Origin of the sequence: Ensifer adhaerens (assembly GCF_000697965.2) — a bacterium.
Classification (GTDB): Bacteria; Pseudomonadota; Alphaproteobacteria; order Rhizobiales; family Rhizobiaceae; genus Ensifer; species Ensifer adhaerens.
Genome location: NZ_CP015882.1, coordinates 834,493 through 851,580 on the forward strand (window position 1 = coordinate 834,493; position 17,088 = coordinate 851,580).

Genomic DNA, 17,088 nt, shown 5'->3' on the forward strand with positions numbered 1-17,088 from the left:
GACCAAAAACCGATGCGGCGAGCGACCGCGCTGCATTCGGTGTAGAGAAGCGGGCGAGGGCACGGCAGCTAAGCTCACGTTATCCGCAAGCTCGCGCCGTGATGCCGGAGGCCAAGGCGGGAGGCGACACGCTTCGACGAGGCGTTGTCTCGATCGGTACTGTAAAACAAGGTGCGAGAGCGAAGCGTCGGCAGCCGCGACCAACCAGCCGTCGCAGCAGCGCCGAAACCGCGTCCTCGAAACGCCTTGGCGGTCACAAGCCCGAGTTCGGCGCCGGAATCGGTGAGCCGCGCCGCACATGCCAGGGAGGCGACTTCACCGTCGACAATGGCAGCGCACCAGGGCGACCAGAAGTCGGCAACGCCGTGGAAGCCAAGATCGAACCAGGACTCCGGAACCCCATCCGTCGCCTTCTTCGGGGTCGTTGCGAACGAGCCGCGCATCGCCTTGGTGAGGAGTGTCGTGCTGCAACTCAAAGACAAGGCCGCAATCGTATTCGGCAGGCCCATCATCACCAAGCAGCGACAGATAGCACTCAAGGTTCACAGGCGTGCTGGGATGAACGAAGGGCGGTTCGGTTGCGGCAAGTCCTTCCAGCTCCGCGACCAGACCGCCCGGCAGGTCCGCGCGTGCTTCGCACAGGTTTCCCTCCGCGCATCCGGCGAGCCCGAAGCGCGGGCCCGGTGCCTGATCCGGATCGGCGCGTGTTCGAAACAATGTGTGGAAGTCTATTTTCAGCCAATGGCTTGCTGGTATCATGAGGCGATCGCTCAATAATATCCCCGCATCCGTCGAGTACGTTCCTGGCGTGAGGGGGCAAGATGCCCACGGCGAGATCGGTCGCGCGCAATCGGCGACAAAGGAGCCTTGCGTTAAGGCGGGATTTTCATGTCTTGCCAATGCGTGAACTCTCATGGTAACGTTCCCACGAGCTTGAGGCCTGTCACCTTTGATGATGGCTTCCGGCCCGGGAGGAAACATGAAGAACGGACCCCGGCAACGGGCCACCATTATCGACGTCGCGGAGCGGGCAGGGGTCTCGAAGAGCACGGTTGCACGTGTTCTGGCGGGTTCTGCCAGCATTTCCGACGAAGCCCGCGACCGCGTGCTGAAGGCCGTTGCAGCCACCGGCTACGAGCGCAATCATCTGGCCGTCGGCATGCGTTCGGGGCGCAGCGGCATGCTCGGCCTGGTCATTCCCGATATCACCAACCCCTTCTGGGCCGAAGTCGCCCGCGGCGCCCAGGATCGCGCCGCCAAGGACGACATTTCGCTTCTCGTCTTCTCGTCGGACTGGGATGCCGGCACGGAGGCGACGCATCTTCGCGCCCTGCGGCGCGCCCGTGTCGATGGCGCGATCATCAATCCGGTCGCCGACAATTTCGATGATCTCGATCGCTTCGGCTTACCCTTCGTTTTCATCGGATCGAGCGCCGAGCGTTTTCCGGATACCTTGAGCGTCGGATCGGATATCGCCCAGGCTGTCCGTCTCGGCATGGATATCCTCGTTGAGCGCGGACACCCGGCGCCGGCCCTGATGCTCGGCCCGCGGTCGCGTCTTGCGCGCGCCCGGTTCCTGCGCGCCGTGCACGAGCATTGCATCGCGCGCGACATCGACCCCGACATCTTGCTGGTGGAAGAATCCGACTACACGGTCGAGGGTGGCCGAAAGGCCATGGGGCGTTTGCTCGCCGGGCCGTGGAGAGGCAGTCGCGCCGTCTTCGTCGCCAACGACCTGATGGCACTCGGTGCCATGATCGCCGTGCGCGAGGCGGGGCTCCGGTGCCCGGAGGATATTTCCATTCTTGGCTTCGACGGCATTCCGGCGGGTGCTTTCTCCTGGCCCGGTCTGACGACGATCGAAAAACCTGGCCGGCAGATCGGCATTCGCGCGGTCGAATGCCTGCTCGATCAGATTGCCGGCCGCCCGGAGCACGGCCGGATATTTCTGCCGTGCCGACTGGTCGAGCGCGGTTCGCTTGCCGATGTCTCGGCCTCGGTAGCTGTGCGCACGGCGGCAGGGAGGTAACAATGAGCGTAAGCAACGATCTTGTAGCGGATGCAGCCATGCCTAGAAGTGGGAACGTTCCCAACGTCCATCGGCGAAGCGTCACGAAAAACGTGCGGCAATGGTGGCCCTACTACCTGATGATGGCGCCCGGGCTGATCTTCTTCGTGATCTTTCACTATTTTCCGATCTGGGAAGCCAAGATCGCCTTCGAGCAGTTGCGCATCATCCCGCCGAACATCTGGGTCGGGATCAAGCATTTCCAGACGCTCTTCTCCTCGCCGATCTTCTGGCAGGTGCTGATAAACACGCTGATCATCTCGACAATGAAGATCGTCTTCGTCTTCCCGGTCCCGATTATCGTTGCGCTGCTGCTCAACGAGATCCGGGGCGGCGCTTTCCGCAAGTTCATCCAGTCGGCGATCTACCTGCCGCATTTCCTTTCCTGGGTGGTCATCGCCGGCGTGTTCATCGCGGTGCTTTCGCCGAGCGACGGCGCGGTCAACGACATCATCGGTTTCTTCGGATTGCAGCCGGTCTCCTTCATGACCGACACGGGCTCGATCCGCTGGGTGCTGGTCTTCTCCGAGATCTGGCGATCGGCCGGCTGGGACAGCCTGCTTTACCTTGCCGCCATCATCGCCATCGACCAGGAACTCTATGATGCGGCCGAGATCGACGGAGCCAATCGCTGGCAGAAGATCCGCTACGTCACCATTCCCGGCATCGTGCCGACGATCGCGACGCTGTTCATCCTCAACGCCGGCATGTTCCTGAACGCCGACCTCAACCAGGTGATCAACTTCTCCAACGACGTGGTGCGCAGCAAGATCGATATCATCGACACCTATGTCTACCGCATCGGCCTGCAGACCGGCGAGTATTCGCTGGCAACGGCCGCCGGCCTCTTCAAGGCGGTTCTCGGCATGCTGATGATCGTCGCCGCCCACCTTCTTTCCAAACGTCTTACCGGCAAGGGGGTATGGTGATGGCCGCCCACAACGTTCGCAGAACGCCGCTCGAGCGGCTCGAATATGCGATCATCGTCTCGACGCTGATGTTCCTCGTCGTACTGACGGTCCAGCCGCTGCTCAACCTGCTCGCCATCTCCTTTTCGGATCCGGGCAAGGTTGCCGGCATGAGCGGCCTGACGGTGGTCCCCAACGGGTTTTCGACCGACGTCTGGAGCCTCCTGGTCAACAACCCGGCCGTCCAGCGCGGCCTCCTGAACTCGATCTTCATCACGCTGGTCAGCACCGTCCTTGGTGTCGTGCTGACGGCGCTGATGGCCTGGGCACTTTCCCGCCCGGGTTTGCCGGGGCGGCGCGCGATTTTCGTCTTCGTGCTGGTGACGATCGTCTTTGAGCCCGGCATCATTCCCGATTATTTCATCAACAAGCGCCTCGGCCTTCTCGACAGCTACTGGTCTCTGATCCTCTTCAAGGTTGTGAACGCCTGGTATCTGATCATTCTCGTCCGCTTCTTCGAGGAAGTGCCGAAGGAACTGATCGAGGCCTCGGAGCTCGACGGCGCCAACCCTTTCCAGATCTTCTGGTACGTGGCGCTACCACTCGCCAAGTCGGCGCTTGCGACCATCGCTCTCTTCTACTTCGTCTTCCACTGGAACGAGTTCTTCCGGGCGATGATCTATCTCAACGACCAGTCAAAATGGCCGCTGCAGGTCGTGCTGCGCCAGTTCGTGGTCGAGGGCGACAAGCTCGCCATGGTCGGGGTCGTCGACAGCAACAACTACACCGGTGCGAGCCAGATCAACATTCGCGCGCTGAAGGCAGGCATGATCCTGCTTACGATCGCGCCGATCCTCGCAATCTACCCACTCATTCTGAAGTTCTTCACCAAGGGCACCATGAGCGGTGCGCTGAAGGGCTGACGATGCAGAACCGAACCATAAAAGCCATAGCATATTGGGAGGAACAACCATGCTTGGAAATCTGATCCTTGGCGCAACCACCGCCATGGCATTGATGGCGAGCGTCGCCATGCCCGCCTTCGCCGATCCGGTGACGATCCGCGTCGTCTCGAAGGATCTCACGACGAGCAATCCTGACGACGTGAAGCTGATGAAGGCCTATGAGGAGGCGCTGAAGGCCAAGGGCACCGACATCCATATCCAGGTCGTCGACCTGCCGTCCTCTGGCTATGCCGACAAGCTCAGCGCCATGCTTCTGTCCGGTGATATCCCCGATCTCATCTATTTCCAGGGCGGCGACGCCAAGATGGCCGAACAGGGCGTGCTGGAGGACTGGAACACCTGGCTGCCGAAGACGACCTATCTCAAGGACGCGCTCTTCCCGCACAATGTCGAGCGGCTGAAGAACTATCCCTACCTGCTCTATGTCTACCCGCCGCGCATACCGCAGCCGGTGATCCGCGCGGATTGGCTCGAGAAAGCGGGCGTCGAAGCACCGAAGACTACGGACGACTACGTCACCCTCTTCAAGGCGATCAAGGACGGCGATTTCGACGGCAACGGCAAGGCCGACAGCTACGGCGTTACCACCGCCGACAACACTCAAGAGCTCGACGCCGTCTTCAATCAGGCATTTGGCGTCACCGGAACCTGGCTGAAGAACGATGCTGGCGAGTGGATCCATGCCCGCGTTTCGGCCGCGGAAAAGGCAAAGATCGCTTTCTACGCATCGCTCCGCGAGCAAGGTCTCTATGATCCGGAATTCATCACCACCAAGTGGGACGTGAAGGAAGACAAGTTCTATTCCGGCCGTGCCGGGGTGATCTTCGGTTCCTCCGCAGAGGTCATCGACATCTATGGCGGCAAGATGCGCCAGGCCCATCCCGGCGTGACCCTCAGCCTGCTTTCGCCGCCGAAGGGTCCGGGCGGCCAGGGCCTGATGGCGCTGGACGTCTCCAAGGAAGCGCGCGGTCTCGCGATCGCAACGACCTCGGAGCACAAGGAGGAGGTGGTCAAGTTGCTCGACTTCATCGCCAGCCCCGAGGGCCAGGCGATTGAACGGCTCGGCTTTGAGGGCGAGCAGTACACCAAGGACGGCGAAACCATCAAGCCGACCGACAAGCTCGCTACCTGGTATGCCCGCTTCCTCGTTGCCGCCAACTGGCAGCCGCCGGTTCAGTGGCTGAGCGATGCCGCGCAGCAATCGCTGAAGACGATCTCCGCCGACTTCAAGCCGGACAACGCCTTCGTCTGGCCTGCGGAATACGCCACCGACATCGACGCCACGGAGAACGTCTACCGGGCCTGGGTTTACAAGTTCGTCTCCGGCGAAGCCAAGATGGACCAGTGGGACCAGTTCGTTTCCGAGTGGAACGCTGCCGGCGGCGAGAAAATGACCGAATATGCAAGGACGGTTCTCAATGACAAATGATGCTCAAGGGCTCTCCCTTAAGGGACGGGTTCGGGCGCTTCTCTTTGGCGTCGCCTACGGCGACGCCATCGGGGCGCCGGTCGAAAAGCTCTCCGCTGCGGAAATCCGCCAGCGCTATGGCCGGGTGACATCGCTCGACACAGAGTGGCACCGCATGAAGCAGAGTGAGGCGGCCCGCAACGGCCGTGTCCGCGGCAGCGGCATCGTCACCGACGACACGCTGATGACGCTCTGCGTGATGTCGATCTACGACGACGTGAAGCGCCATCTCGATGCCTGGGATATGGCCTCGGGCATGGTGCGGGAAATTGCCTGGACGCCGCGCTGGGTGCCGGAGCTGCAGCGCGAGACGATGCTGATCGAGCGGCTGTTCTATCCTGAGAAGTGGATCTTCCAGCGCCATCAACTTTCCGGCTGCGACCCGCGCCAGGGCGGCGTCGGCAACATGGTGAACTGTGGCGCGGCGATGTACATCGCGCCGATCGGCGTCGCCAACGCCTGTGATCCGAAGGCAGCCTATGATGAGGCGATCGCCTTTGCCTCCGGCCACCAGCAGAGCTTCGGCCTGGAAGCTGCCGGCGTACTCGCCGCCGCGGTCGCCGCCGCTTTCGTGCCGGGCACCACCCTCGACACCGTCATCAAAGAAACGCTGGCCGTTGCCAAGGACGGAACGCGTGATGCGATCGCCGATATCGTCGAGGCTGCTGGCTCATTGAAGGGCGCGGATCATGCGACAGTCGTCGCCGAATTCCACCGCATCATCGCGCGCTATTCTCCAATGGGCGACGACGTGCAGCACACGCCGCAGAAGGCCGGCATTGCGACCGACGCCTACCAGCCATCGCGTCTGCACGCGATCGAGGAACTGCCGCTGGCGCTCGGCTTTGCGGTCGTCAATGACGGTGATTTCTACAAGTCGATCATCGACGGCATCAACTCCGGCCGCGATACGGACTCGATCGGCGTCATGGCTGGCGCAATCCTCGGCGCCATGCAGGGCGAGAGCATCATCGACCGGGCGATGCTCTCCCAGCTCGACCGTGTCAACAAGCTCGATCTCTACCGATCGGCCGATGCGTTTACCGCAACCGTGACCGCAATCCGGGCGGCCGACCACAAACGCGAAATGGCGCGTGCCACGGCGCGCGCAGGCCTCTTTGCCGCTCCCGAGCTCACCCAGGTTTCCAGTCTCTAGAATTCGAAAGTATCCGATGCTCAGCACCACAGAAATCTTCGAGCGTATCTATTCCGGTTTTATCGGCAAGGCGATCGGCGTGCGCTTGGGCGCACCCGTCGAGCCGACGATCTGGAGCTATGAACGCATCCGGGACACCTATGGCGAGGTGACGGAATATCTGCGCGATTTCAAGAATTTCGCTGCCGATGACGACACCAACGGTCCGGTCTATTTCATCCGGGCGCTGCGCGACTACGGTCTCGGCGCCACCGCCGAAGAGGTCGGCAAGACCTGGCTGAACTATGCGGCCGAGGAACACGGCATGTATTGGTGGGGCGGCTTCGGCAATTCGACCGAGCATACCGCCTACCAGAACCTGCGCGCTGGCATTCCGGCGCCGCAATCCGGCTCGATCGCCCAGAACGGCACGACGGTTGCCGAGCAGATCGGCGGGCAGATTTTCATCGACAGCTGGGGCTGGGTGCATCCGGCCGACCCGAAGAAGGCAGCCGAAGCCTCAGCCCGTGCGGCAAGGGTCGCCCATGACGGCGAGGGCCTGCATGGCGCCCGCTTCTGCGCCGCGGCCATCGCCCAGGCTTTTGTTGCCAAGAACATCGAGGACGTGATCGAGACGGGTCTCGCGACAATCCCGGCCGACTCCCTCTATGCCAAGGTTTCGCGCGCGGTACTCCGCTTCCACGACAGCAACCGGAACGACTGGCGTGCCTGCCGCGACATGTTGACGGCGGATTGGGGCTATGACCGCTATCCCGGCGTCTGCCACATCATTCCGAATGCCGGCGTCTTGATCATGAGCCTGATCTACGGTCAGGGCGATCTGCCGCGCACCGTCGAGATCGCCACCATGGCCGGCTGGGACACGGACTGCAACGCCGGCAATGCCGGTGCGATCGTCGGCACGCTGCAAAAGGTGCAGCCGGGCTGGGACAAGTACCGCAAGCCGATCAACGATTTCGTCGTCGCTTCCGGCGTAACCGGTACGGTCAACGTCGTCGACATCCCCTCCTTTGCCCGTGAACTGACGGTGCTGGCGCTCCGCCTGCAGGGACGGGAGGCTCCGGCGCTCTGGGTCGAGGATTTCGAGCGCCGCGGCGTTCGCTTCGATTTCGACGCACCCGGCGCCACCCATGGCTTCCGCACCGAGCCGTTCAACCAGATCGCCGTCAAGGCATCGGCGGAGCGTCATACGGATAACGCCAAGGGATCGCTGGAAATCCTGCTCGACCGTCTCGAGCGCGGGCATGGTGGACGCATTTTCTGGAAGCCCTTCTATCGCCGCTCCGACTTCGACGACGAGCGCTACCGCCCGATGTTCACGCCGCTTGCCGATGACGGCCAAAGGGTGTCGTTCAAGCTCTGGCTCGACCCTTGGAACGGTGACGGCAACCTGCGTGTGGCGCCCTATGTTCGCCGCGCCATGACAGGCGCCATCCAGGAAACAGGCGCCTGGCACGTGCCGTCTGCGAGCGGCTGGCAGGACTACGCGTTCACCATCCCCGACGGCAACGGCGAGGCGGTCGACGAGATCGGCATCCTGGTCGAATATTTCGGGCGCCTGAAATTCCTCGGCCGGCTGTTCCTCGCGGACTTTTCCGTATCCGGCAAGGGTCGCGCCGTCATCGACCCGTCGAAGGAAGCGCATGAATGGGGCGGCATCACCCGCTTCACCTGGAACCGCGGCCATTGGAGCCTGCAGCAAGGCCGCATCCATGCCCATACCGCAACCGACGCGGACGCCTGGACGGGCAATGCCTATCTCCGCGACGTCAGTGTCAAGGCCGAGCTTCAGCCGCACTCGGGTGCCTCGCACCTGGTGGTGGCCCGGGCTCAGGGTACGAGCCGCTTTTATGCCGCCGGTTTCGAGAACGGCGAAGCCGTGATCCTTCTTGAAGACCACGGCACGAAGATCCTCGCGCGCGGCCCGTTCCGTACCGAATACGGCCGGAGCTACGCGGTCGATCTCACTGTCGAAGGTGGCAAGCTGACGCTTTCCGTCGATGGCGAGCGGCTGCTTCAGGCAGACGATGGGACGCTGCGCTACGGCATGGCTGGCCTTCGCATGGCGTCTGCCGGGCGCATGTCGATCGGCCGGCTTGAGGTCGCCGAGCGCTAACTGCGCGAGGCGGAAAGAAAGGGAGGAAACATGTCCGAGATAGAGCTTAGAAGCGTCGGCAAGAGCTATGGCAGTGTCGCCGTGCTCAACGACATCTCGCTGGAAATGGGCGACGGCGAATTCGTCGTGCTCGTCGGCCCGTCGGGCTGCGGCAAGTCTACGCTGTTGCGCATGATCGCCGGGCTGGAGGATATTTCAGCTGGCGAGATCACCATCGGTGGCAAGGTCGTCAACGACATGCCGGCCAAGGAGCGCGACATCGCCATGGTCTTCCAGTCCTATGCGCTCTATCCGCACATGAAGGTCGCGGAAAACATGAGCTTCGCCTTGAAGCTCGCCGGTGCGCCGAAGGCGGAGATCGAAAAGCGCGTTACCCAGGCGGCCGAAATCCTCGGCCTCGAAAAGCTGCTCGACCGCCTGCCGCGGGAACTTTCCGGCGGCCAGCGCCAGCGTGTCGCCATGGGTCGCGCCATCGTGCGCGACCCGCGTGCCTTCCTCTTCGACGAACCTCTGTCGAACCTCGATGCCAAGCTGCGCGTGAAGATGCGCAGCGAAATCAAGAAGCTGCATCAACGGCTTCGCCGCACGATGGTCTATGTCACCCACGACCAGACCGAGGCCATGACCATGGCCGACAAGATTGTGGTGATGAACGGCGGAAAGATCGAGCAGGCGGGCGCACCGCTCGATCTTTACAACGATCCTGCCAATCTCTTCGTCGCCGGCTTCATTGGCTCGCCGGAGATCAACCTGATCGAGGCGGTCACAGAGGGAGCGACGGCCTTGACCCGGGGCGGCGTATCCCTGCCGCTCGGGCGACAGGTGCAGGCTGGCAAGCGGGTCGTCTGCGGCATCCGCCCGCAGCACATCACGCTCGGAACAACGGGCGTGCCGGGGCGCATCAGCCTCGTCGAGCCGACCGGCGAGGACCAGGAAATCGTCGTCGACATGGGCGGCCAGGATATCTCGGTCGTCGTCCACGGCGGCAAGCTACTTTCGGCCGGGCAGGATGTGACGCTGACGATCGATGCCGACAAGGTTCTGCTCTTCGACAAGGATACCGGGGAGCGCCTTCGATGAGTGGATTTGCGAAGCGACAGTTCGATCCCGACGCCAAGGGACCGCTGGTCGGCACGAGGGTTCTGGATCTTTCCCGGCTCGTTGCCGGCAACATGTTGTCGCTGCAGCTGGCCGATGCCGGCGCCGATGTCATCAAGATCGAGCCGCCGGCGGGCGATCCGCTCAGAGACTGGAAGGATGATGGCCACTCGCTCTATTGGAAGACCTATAGCCGCAACAAGCGCTCCGTCGTTCTGAACCTCAGGCAAGAGGCGGCGATGACGGCGCTCTGGGCACTGATCGCTACGGCCGATGTCTTCATCGAGAATTTCCGGCCGGGAACGCTGGAGCGCATGGGGCTTTCGCCGGAAACGCTGCACGCCCGCAATCCCAACCTGATCATCGTGCGCATTTCCGGTTTCGGCCAGACGGGGCCTTACGCGCAGTTCCCGGGCTTTGGCACCATCATCGAAGGCATGAGCGGTTTTGCCTACAGAACCGGCTTTCCCGATCGCGAGCCCGTGCTGCCGCCGCTGGCGCTTGCCGACATGATCGCCGGTGTCTATGGCAGCTCGGCCACCGTGACAGCGTTGCTTGCGCGCGATCGCGGCTACGCAAAAGGACAGGTCATCGACCTGTCGCTGCTGGAACCGATGTTCTCGGTGCTCGGGCCAGAAGCGGCGATCTATCAGACGACCGGCAAGATCAAGGAGCGCGTGGGCAGCGCCTCCAATACGGCCGCCCCGCGCAATGTCTACCGCTGCCGCGACGGAAAGTACGTGGCGCTGTCGGGATCGACGCCGCAGGTCGCACGGAGGATCTTCGAGATCATCGGCCGTGCCGACATGAACCAGGACCCGCGCTTTGCCACCAATTCTGAACGCGTCAAAAATCGCGATCTGGTCGACGAGGCCGTTGGCGGCTGGTTTGCCCGGCACGACCATGACGAGGCGCTGAAGATCATGCGTGACGCCGGCGCGACGGTCGGGCCGATCTACAACATCGCAGATGCCGCGTCGGACCCGCATTTCGTCGAGCGCGAAATCATCGTCGATGTGGAGGATGACGAGTTCGGCAGCCTGCCGATGCACAACATCGTGCCGCGGCTTTCCCAGACGCCGGGCGTCTGGCGGCGGCCGGCACCAGCGCTTGGGGAACACACGGCGGAAGTTCTGGCCGAAGCGGGACTGGATCGCGGCGCGATCGAGACGATACTCCAGGGTAAAGCCGCATGAGGCTTCGCTCCCTACTCTACGTCCCGGCCTCGTCCGCAAAATTCATCGCCAAGGCGCACGAACGCGGAGCGGATGCGATCATCCTCGACCTGGAAGATTCAGTCGCCCCGGATCAGAAACAGGCCGCAAGGGATGGGTTGAAGGACGCCGTGGCGCAGGTGGCACGCGGTGGTGCGACCGTCTTTGTCCGCGTCAATTCGGCGCCGGATCTGCGGATGGCGGATGCAGAGGCCGCCTGCCGTGCCGGCGCGTTCGGTCTCTATGTCGCGAAAACCCGGTCGCCGCAGGAGCTAGAGGATATTGCAGCGCATCTCGCACCAGTTGAGCGGCAGATCGGCAGGCCGCCGGTCGCCTTCGTGCCACTCCTCGAAGATGCCGGGGCAGTTCTCGATGCGCGCGCGATTGCCCGCGTCAGCCGCGTGGTCGGCCTTGCCGCTGGCGGCGAAGACATCGCGACCAGCATGGGCGCAGAACCGCTGCCAGACGTATTGCGACTTCCGAAACTGATGGTCCACCTTGCCGCCAAGGCGGAAGGCAAGCTGTCCTTCGGCATGCTTTTGACGGTTGCGGACTATACGCGACTGGATGCCTTGAAGGCAGCCGCTCGTGAGGCGAAGGCCCACGGGTTCGATGGCGCGAGCTGTGTCCACCCGTCCGTGGTCCCGGTGCTGAATGCGTCTTACTCCCCGAGCCCAGAACGGATCGCCTGGGCAAAGTCCGTGATCGACGCAGCGAAGACGGCGCAGGCAGACGGCCGTGGCGCCTTCGTGCTGAACGGGACCATGGTGGATGCGCCGATCATCGAGCGCGCGCATGATGTTCTCGAACAGGCAGGCGACCTCGGCTGACGCTCAGCGCAGCTTGGCGGAAGAGTCCTCACGATCGCGAGGCGCGCCGGTGCGCGCCAGGATTTCGTGCTGCGCAGTTGCACCTATCACCGAATGTGCAATGATCCTGAAATTGAACGACTTTAACCGGCTGCGAACGCGGGCGACTTTGTCGTGGCGGTCCGTTTTTTTTCAGTAGCACTCCAGCATGCAGGGACTTCGAACAGCTTAGACACCCCAGGAAGGGAATGTGATCATGCGTAGACTTCTTGCGTACCTGACGATCGCTTCGTTCTTCTCAACTTCAGCCTTTGCAGATCCCGCCATCCTGACTGCAAATGTGAACTTCAGGGTGGGCCCGGGAACCGGATTTGACGCCATGCGCGTGATCCCCCAGGGCGAGGAAGTCGACATCAAGGAATGCGACGCAGAAGCCTCCTGGTGTGCCGTGAGTTATGCCGGGGCAAATGGCTTTGTTGCCGGCAAGTATCTCAACCAGTCCGATGCCACCGCGCCGGCCTGGCCAAGGATGTTCAACACCGAAAAAGGCGCGACGATCACGCTCTTCCAGCCGCAGATCACGTCCTGGAAGGATTTCAAGGAGCTCGAAGCCCTTGTCGCGACCGAGCTCAAACCGTCCGCCGACGCCAAGCCGATCTATGGGATCATCGGGCTTTCGGCCAAGACTGTGGCCGACGAGGCGACGGAGAATGTTACGCTGACGGATGTTCGCACCACGCAGCTCGATTTCTCCGCACTGGACCGACAGCAGCTCGCTGACCTCGCGCTCGACATCGGCAAGCTTGTCCCGACCGATCCGATCGTCGTGTCGCAGCAACGCCTGGCGGCAAGCCTTGCGGACTTCCAACGCCTCGCCGATATCCCCGATATCAAGGCCGATCCGCCGCCGATCTTTGTCAGTGAGACGCCGGCCATCCTGGTGCAGACGGACGGCAAGCCGGTGACGGCTCCGGTCAAGGGCGTTGAGGGCCTCTCCTTCGTGGTCAATACGAATTGGGACCTCTTCAAAGTGGATCAGGCGGCAGACTACTATCTGCGGAGCGAAAAGAACTGGCTGACAACAAAGACCTTGGAGAGCGGTTGGGTTGAAGCGGCATCGGTGCCGGACGTCTTTTCCAAGCTACCGGAAATCGACAACTGGAAAGGGGTAAAGGCCTCTCTTCCGCCCACGCCCTTCAGCGATAACCAGGTTCCGAAAGTTTTCTATTCGGAGAAGCCGGCGGAGCTTCTGATCTTTGAAGGAAAACCGGCCCTCGAACCGATCGCGGGCACCGGGCTGGATTGGATTTCCAATACGAGCAGTTCGGTGTTTTTCCATCGGGCCAGCAAGACGTGGTACACACTTGTTTCCGGACGGTGGTTTTCTTCAACGTCACTCGAAGGTCCCTGGACCTTTGCCACGCCTGACCTGCCCGATGATTTCGTAAACCTGCCCGACGACGCCTCCTACTCGGCTGTGCGCGCGTCGATCCCCGGCACGTCCGAAAGCGCAATGGCGCGTCTGCGGGCGAGCATTCCGAAGCTCGCGCGGGTTTCGACGGATGGATCGCTGAAGGTGGACGTCCACTACAATGGCGAGCCGAAGTTCGAGCCGATCGAAGGCACGTCCATGTTCTATGCCGTCAATGCCAACGAGCAGGTCATCAAGGTCGCGGACAAGTATTTCGTCTTGAAGGACGGCATCTGGTTCGTCGGCGATACGCCGACCGGGCCCTTCGCCGTTGCGCGCGCCGTTGCCGATGAGATCTACACGATCCCATCGTCGTCTCCGGTCTATAACGCGACCTATGTCCGCATCTACGATACGGAACCGGATGCCATCTGGTACGGCTATACGCTCGGCTATCTCTATACCTACCTTGCCTGGGATACAGTCGTCTGGGGCTCGGGATGGTATTATCCGCCCTATTGGGACTATTACGACGACGATTGGCCCTATTATCCGCCGCCGATCAGCTACGGGTTCGGCGCCTCGTACAACCCGGCCTATGGCACTTTCGGGCGCTATGGCTACGCCTATGGCCCGGAAAGGGGCCTGGTCTTCGGCGCAGCCTATAACCCCGTCACGGGGACACGGTTCCGCGGCGGCGCGGTGGCGGGTCCCGGTGGCGAGCGCGGTTTCATTTCTGCCTACAATCCACGCACGGGCAACGCGATGGTCGCGCGGGGCGGGCAGAATGTTTACGGCTCCTGGGGCAGTGTAGCCGTCAAGCACGGCGGAGAGTTCGCGCGCATCAGCGGCGGATCAACCGGGAGTGCCGGCGGCCTGCGCTGGCGCAACTCGGAAGGCGACAAGGGCTTTATCGCCGGCAGCAAGGGCGGTGACGTTTATGCCGGCCGCGATGGCAGCGTCTATCGCCGTCAGGACGGCCAATGGCAGAAGCATACGCCGGATGGCTGGCAACCGGTTCAGAGGCCGGACGGGGAGAACCTGCGCAATGCCGCCCAAGGCGCGGCATCCAACCGGCCCCAAGCCACGCAGCGTATCCAGAACCGTGCTGAAACGAGACCCGCACCACGCCGCAACCAGCAGGTTCGCCAACGGGCGCCGGATCATCTGTCCTTCGATCGCGCCGGACGGCAATTCGGCAACCAGAACGAACTGAGCCGCAATTATGGGCGACTTTACCAAGAGTCCGGCCGGAACTTCCAGAGCTTTGACCGTGGTCGCGGCGGCTACAGCGGCGGCGGCTTCCAGGGTGGCAACCGCGGCGGCTTCCACGGAGGTGGTGGTCGCGGCGGTGGAGCTGCTTTCCGCGGCGGCGGTGGCGGACGTGGTGGTGGTGGCGGCGGCCGCGGTCGCTGAGAAAACCGGGCCGCTCGGGCGAACTTTCTCGAGCGGCCGCGTTACAAGACGTGGCAAAAGGTGTGCGGGGTCGCCGCTCCTTCGGCCGAAAAGCTTGGCGTGATCATCGGGCCGTCTGCCGCTGTGACGCCGGCCTTGGTGGCACGCCGGACCGGCCGGTCGAACCTTAAGCCGAGATGGTGACAGGTGCTTGCCGCATCAACCGTCCGACCAGAAGCGCTCCTTGTTGAAGCTCTTGTTTTCCTTACCAGCCTGGGACGCCCGCTTTAGAACGCGCGGTGTATCGTCGGCGCTTGCCACCGAGAGCTCCAGGTTCGCCGGAAGTGCCAGACGCTCAAGCTCCTTGGCCGGCGCAAGCGCCCACTTGAAGAGCGCCGCGTCGCGAATTGTCCACTCGGCATTTGTAGGCGACGGGCCGGTGAGGCTGCTTTCGCCTGCAGCTGGATGGCGCATCATGCCCACGCCAAGCGCAACCTTGAACGACGAGGAGGGAATGAAAGCCGAGACGTCTGTGGGTAGCGCGCGCTCGGGCGTGGGGACGGGCGTCACGGTCGCGGCGGTAGCCGTGGCGCGCAGCGTCGGCAGCGGCACGGTGATCGCCGCAAGGTCGAAGAACGGCGACTTTTCGGCTGCTTCCTTCCGCATGGTCTGAAGCTCGAGGGCTTCTTCACCGCGGCTCTTGCGCGTGGGAAGCATCGCGGTCAACAGCGTGTTGCCGGCCGGTTCTCCGCCCTTCAGTTTGGCTGGGCCGGCGCTGTTTGCAGCGACGATCGAGGTGGCCTTGACCCGTCGCTTGTAGTCGGCCATCGCCTGGTCATACCCCGGCAAAGCCCCGCCGCTTGCCGGAAGGTGGAGTGTCTGCCCCTTCGGGAAAATGCGGGCGAGTTCCTGGCGCGACATGCGCGGCCACGCCCGTACGTTTCCGACGTCGAGATGTACGAAGGGAGATCCTGACGTCGGGTAGTATCCCACGCCGCCGACCTGCATCTGCATGGCGACTTCCCGCAGCCGGGTGAGCTTCACGCCCGGAATATAGAAGTCCATCGCCTTTCCCAGCATGTGCTGGCTGTTCTTGGCGACCCCGGTGCTGCGGGAGCGGCCGCGCAGCATGCTGTTGGTGGCGGGCGAGCGGTAAGCCGAGACGACGTTGATATAGTCCTTCCCACCGGCGCGCTGATAGACCTCCCAGACAAGATCGAGAAGACGCGGGTCCATGCGGGCGGGCTCGTTCCGGCGCCAGTCGCGCAGGAAACGATTGATCTGCGCGAGCCCCTTCTGGTCGTACTTGCCGTCACGCTTGAAGGTGATCGTCGCGCGTTCGCCGGTGTGCGTGAAGAACAGCTTCAGCGACCGGACTTCTGCCGACGACGCCGTGCTGGTGAAAGTCATGGCGGATGCTGCAAGGGCGGTGATGGCGGCCGCTCGAGCGGCCCACCGGGCAATACGCTTCACGCCTCTGACGATGGCAGGCGAGGCAGGCTCTGGATACGCAGTTACAGGATACTCAGACACAGCGGCTTCCGATTCAATCGAGGTACAATCCACCGGCGGCAACGGCCGGCGGCTCGGCTCTTCGACGGAGATTATGGTCAACAAAGGATTAAGAAGCGGTTGATGCCATCCGACGTGCTTCCCCGGTGATGAATTTCCGCGATGTGCATGGATTTCAGGGCCTCGGCTTGCCCTTACGTGAAGGTGTTGGCTCTTGTTTTCCTCAATCTATACATTAGTTACCATGAATGGATTGGTCGGTTGCACCGCGGTACTTGCATAGCCAAGGTGTCCCATGAAAAGCACGAAAGACGTCATCGCCGAACTGACCCGCGCCGCGCGCGACGTTCACATGCTGACGGAGGGCGAAAAGCTCCGTCTTGTCTCCCGGGCCTATGTCGCGATCAAGGAAGGTTGGGAGCTGCTCGGGCAGCCCAATCGCCTCAGCGAGTCTGCCGAAACGATGGACATCATCCGCGCCGGCGGCATGCCGGTATATCTCTATGACGATGAGATGCGGGCAATCCTCCAGGAGGCCGTCAAGGTCATCAGGCAGATCGAAGCGGCGATGGAAGCGAAGAACACCCCGGCACCCACATCCGGCGAAGATGGCAACCAAGGGTCGTGAATGGGCCCGAAGCAGTTCGAACATTGTTGTCCGCCGTCAATCCGCGCGGCGACGTTTTGACTGGCTGGATCGACCAGATCGCCACGTCGGGGATCTGATCCGTTGGCGCGCTACATCGCAATTCGATCGGACGTCAGGATCAGAATGATCGCCGGGCCAGCCAGGAAGGCTGCGAGGAAAAGTGCCGACAGGATCGAGCGTATGAGGAAGCGCAGCAGGGGCCCGCGGGTCATCGAGCGGCCCTATGCTCATGGCGCGAACTAACAGTTTTCAATCCCGACCCGGGAGGGCACTCCACTTGTGACGTCGTCATGCTCCCTGCCTTTCCGATTCGTTGAAG

15 protein-coding genes are annotated in these 17,088 nt (G+C 62.6%); 12 read left to right on the top strand and 3 right to left on the bottom strand.

Going from position 1 to position 17,088, the window contains the following annotated elements; genetic code table 11:
• Positions 1 to 74: 74 nt before the first annotated feature.
• On the bottom strand, positions 75 to 482 hold the full coding sequence (locus FA04_RS36190; protein ID WP_234798823.1) for a GNAT family N-acetyltransferase: 408 nt from the start codon (positions 480 to 482) through the stop codon (positions 75 to 77).
• On the opposite strand from FA04_RS36190, the gene FA04_RS36195 reads away from it, so the two are divergent.
• The 11 genes from FA04_RS36195 (at position 463) to FA04_RS31510 (ending at position 14,629) form a co-directional block, all read left to right on the top strand.
• On the top strand, positions 463 to 777 hold the full coding sequence (locus FA04_RS36195) for a hypothetical protein (RefSeq protein ID WP_234798824.1): 315 nt from the start codon (positions 463 to 465) through the stop codon (positions 775 to 777). The two genes, FA04_RS36190 and FA04_RS36195, sit on opposite strands and share 20 nt — an antisense overlap.
• Before the next feature lie 202 nt (positions 778 to 979).
• Entirely contained in the window at positions 980 to 2,029 is a 1,050-nt protein-coding gene (locus tag FA04_RS31465; RefSeq protein ID WP_034798087.1) for a LacI family DNA-binding transcriptional regulator, read from the top strand.
• A gap of 38 nt (positions 2,030 to 2,067) precedes the next feature.
• Entirely contained in the window at positions 2,068 to 2,997 is a 930-nt protein-coding gene (locus FA04_RS31470) for an ABC transporter permease (protein WP_051659403.1), read from the top strand.
• Positions 2,997 to 3,899 carry a carbohydrate ABC transporter permease gene (locus tag FA04_RS31475; RefSeq protein WP_034798191.1) on the top strand — a complete coding sequence of 301 codons (903 nt, stop codon included), beginning with the start codon at positions 2,997 to 2,999 and terminating at the stop codon, positions 3,897 to 3,899. The genes FA04_RS31470 and FA04_RS31475 overlap by 1 nt, the downstream gene beginning before the upstream one ends.
• 49 nt (positions 3,900 to 3,948) lie before the next feature.
• Positions 3,949 to 5,370: an extracellular solute-binding protein gene (locus FA04_RS31480; RefSeq protein ID WP_156553128.1), complete on the top strand. Its 1,422-nt coding sequence runs from the start codon at positions 3,949 to 3,951 to the stop codon at positions 5,368 to 5,370.
• The gene (locus tag FA04_RS31485) at positions 5,360 to 6,565 is read left to right on the top strand and encodes an ADP-ribosylglycohydrolase family protein (RefSeq protein WP_034798090.1); all 1,206 of its coding nucleotides are present in this window, start codon (positions 5,360 to 5,362) and stop codon (positions 6,563 to 6,565) included. Before FA04_RS31480 ends, FA04_RS31485 begins: the two co-directional genes overlap by 11 nt.
• 16 nt (positions 6,566 to 6,581) lie before the next feature.
• Positions 6,582 to 8,681: an ADP-ribosylglycohydrolase family protein gene (locus FA04_RS31490; protein WP_034798091.1), complete on the top strand. Its 2,100-nt coding sequence runs from the start codon at positions 6,582 to 6,584 to the stop codon at positions 8,679 to 8,681.
• 30 nt (positions 8,682 to 8,711) lie between these two features.
• Positions 8,712 to 9,761: an ABC transporter ATP-binding protein gene (locus FA04_RS31495; protein ID WP_034798094.1), complete on the top strand. Its 1,050-nt coding sequence runs from the start codon at positions 8,712 to 8,714 to the stop codon at positions 9,759 to 9,761.
• Entirely contained in the window at positions 9,758 to 10,975 is a 1,218-nt protein-coding gene (locus FA04_RS31500) for a CaiB/BaiF CoA transferase family protein (RefSeq protein ID WP_034798096.1), read from the top strand. The genes FA04_RS31495 and FA04_RS31500 overlap by 4 nt, the downstream gene beginning before the upstream one ends.
• On the top strand, positions 10,972 to 11,823 hold the full coding sequence (locus tag FA04_RS31505) for an HpcH/HpaI aldolase/citrate lyase family protein (protein WP_034798098.1): 852 nt from the start codon (positions 10,972 to 10,974) through the stop codon (positions 11,821 to 11,823). Before FA04_RS31500 ends, FA04_RS31505 begins: the two co-directional genes overlap by 4 nt.
• A gap of 235 nt (positions 11,824 to 12,058) precedes the next feature.
• Complete coding sequence (locus FA04_RS31510; RefSeq protein ID WP_034798195.1) at positions 12,059 to 14,629, top strand: SH3 domain-containing protein; 2,571 nt, start codon at positions 12,059 to 12,061, stop codon at positions 14,627 to 14,629.
• A 198-nt stretch (positions 14,630 to 14,827) separates the two neighbouring features.
• Here FA04_RS31510 and FA04_RS31515 read toward each other — a convergent pair whose 3' ends face one another.
• Positions 14,828 to 16,018 (bottom strand): peptidoglycan L,D-endopeptidase MepK, encoded by a 1,191-nt coding sequence (locus tag FA04_RS31515; RefSeq protein ID WP_051659394.1) that lies wholly within the window; start codon positions 16,016 to 16,018, stop codon positions 14,828 to 14,830.
• 397 nt (positions 16,019 to 16,415) lie between these two features.
• Between FA04_RS31515 and FA04_RS31520 the strand changes: the two genes are divergently transcribed.
• A complete protein-coding gene (locus tag FA04_RS31520; protein ID WP_034798100.1) occupies positions 16,416 to 16,748 on the top strand; it encodes a hypothetical protein in 333 nt (110 codons plus the stop codon).
• A 110-nt stretch (positions 16,749 to 16,858) separates the two neighbouring features.
• On the opposite strand, the gene FA04_RS36460 is transcribed toward FA04_RS31520, so the two are convergent.
• Positions 16,859 to 16,981, bottom strand: coding sequence for a hypothetical protein (locus FA04_RS36460; RefSeq protein ID WP_255382254.1), 123 nt, complete (start codon positions 16,979 to 16,981; stop codon positions 16,859 to 16,861).
• Positions 16,982 to 17,088: the final 107 nt, after the last annotated feature.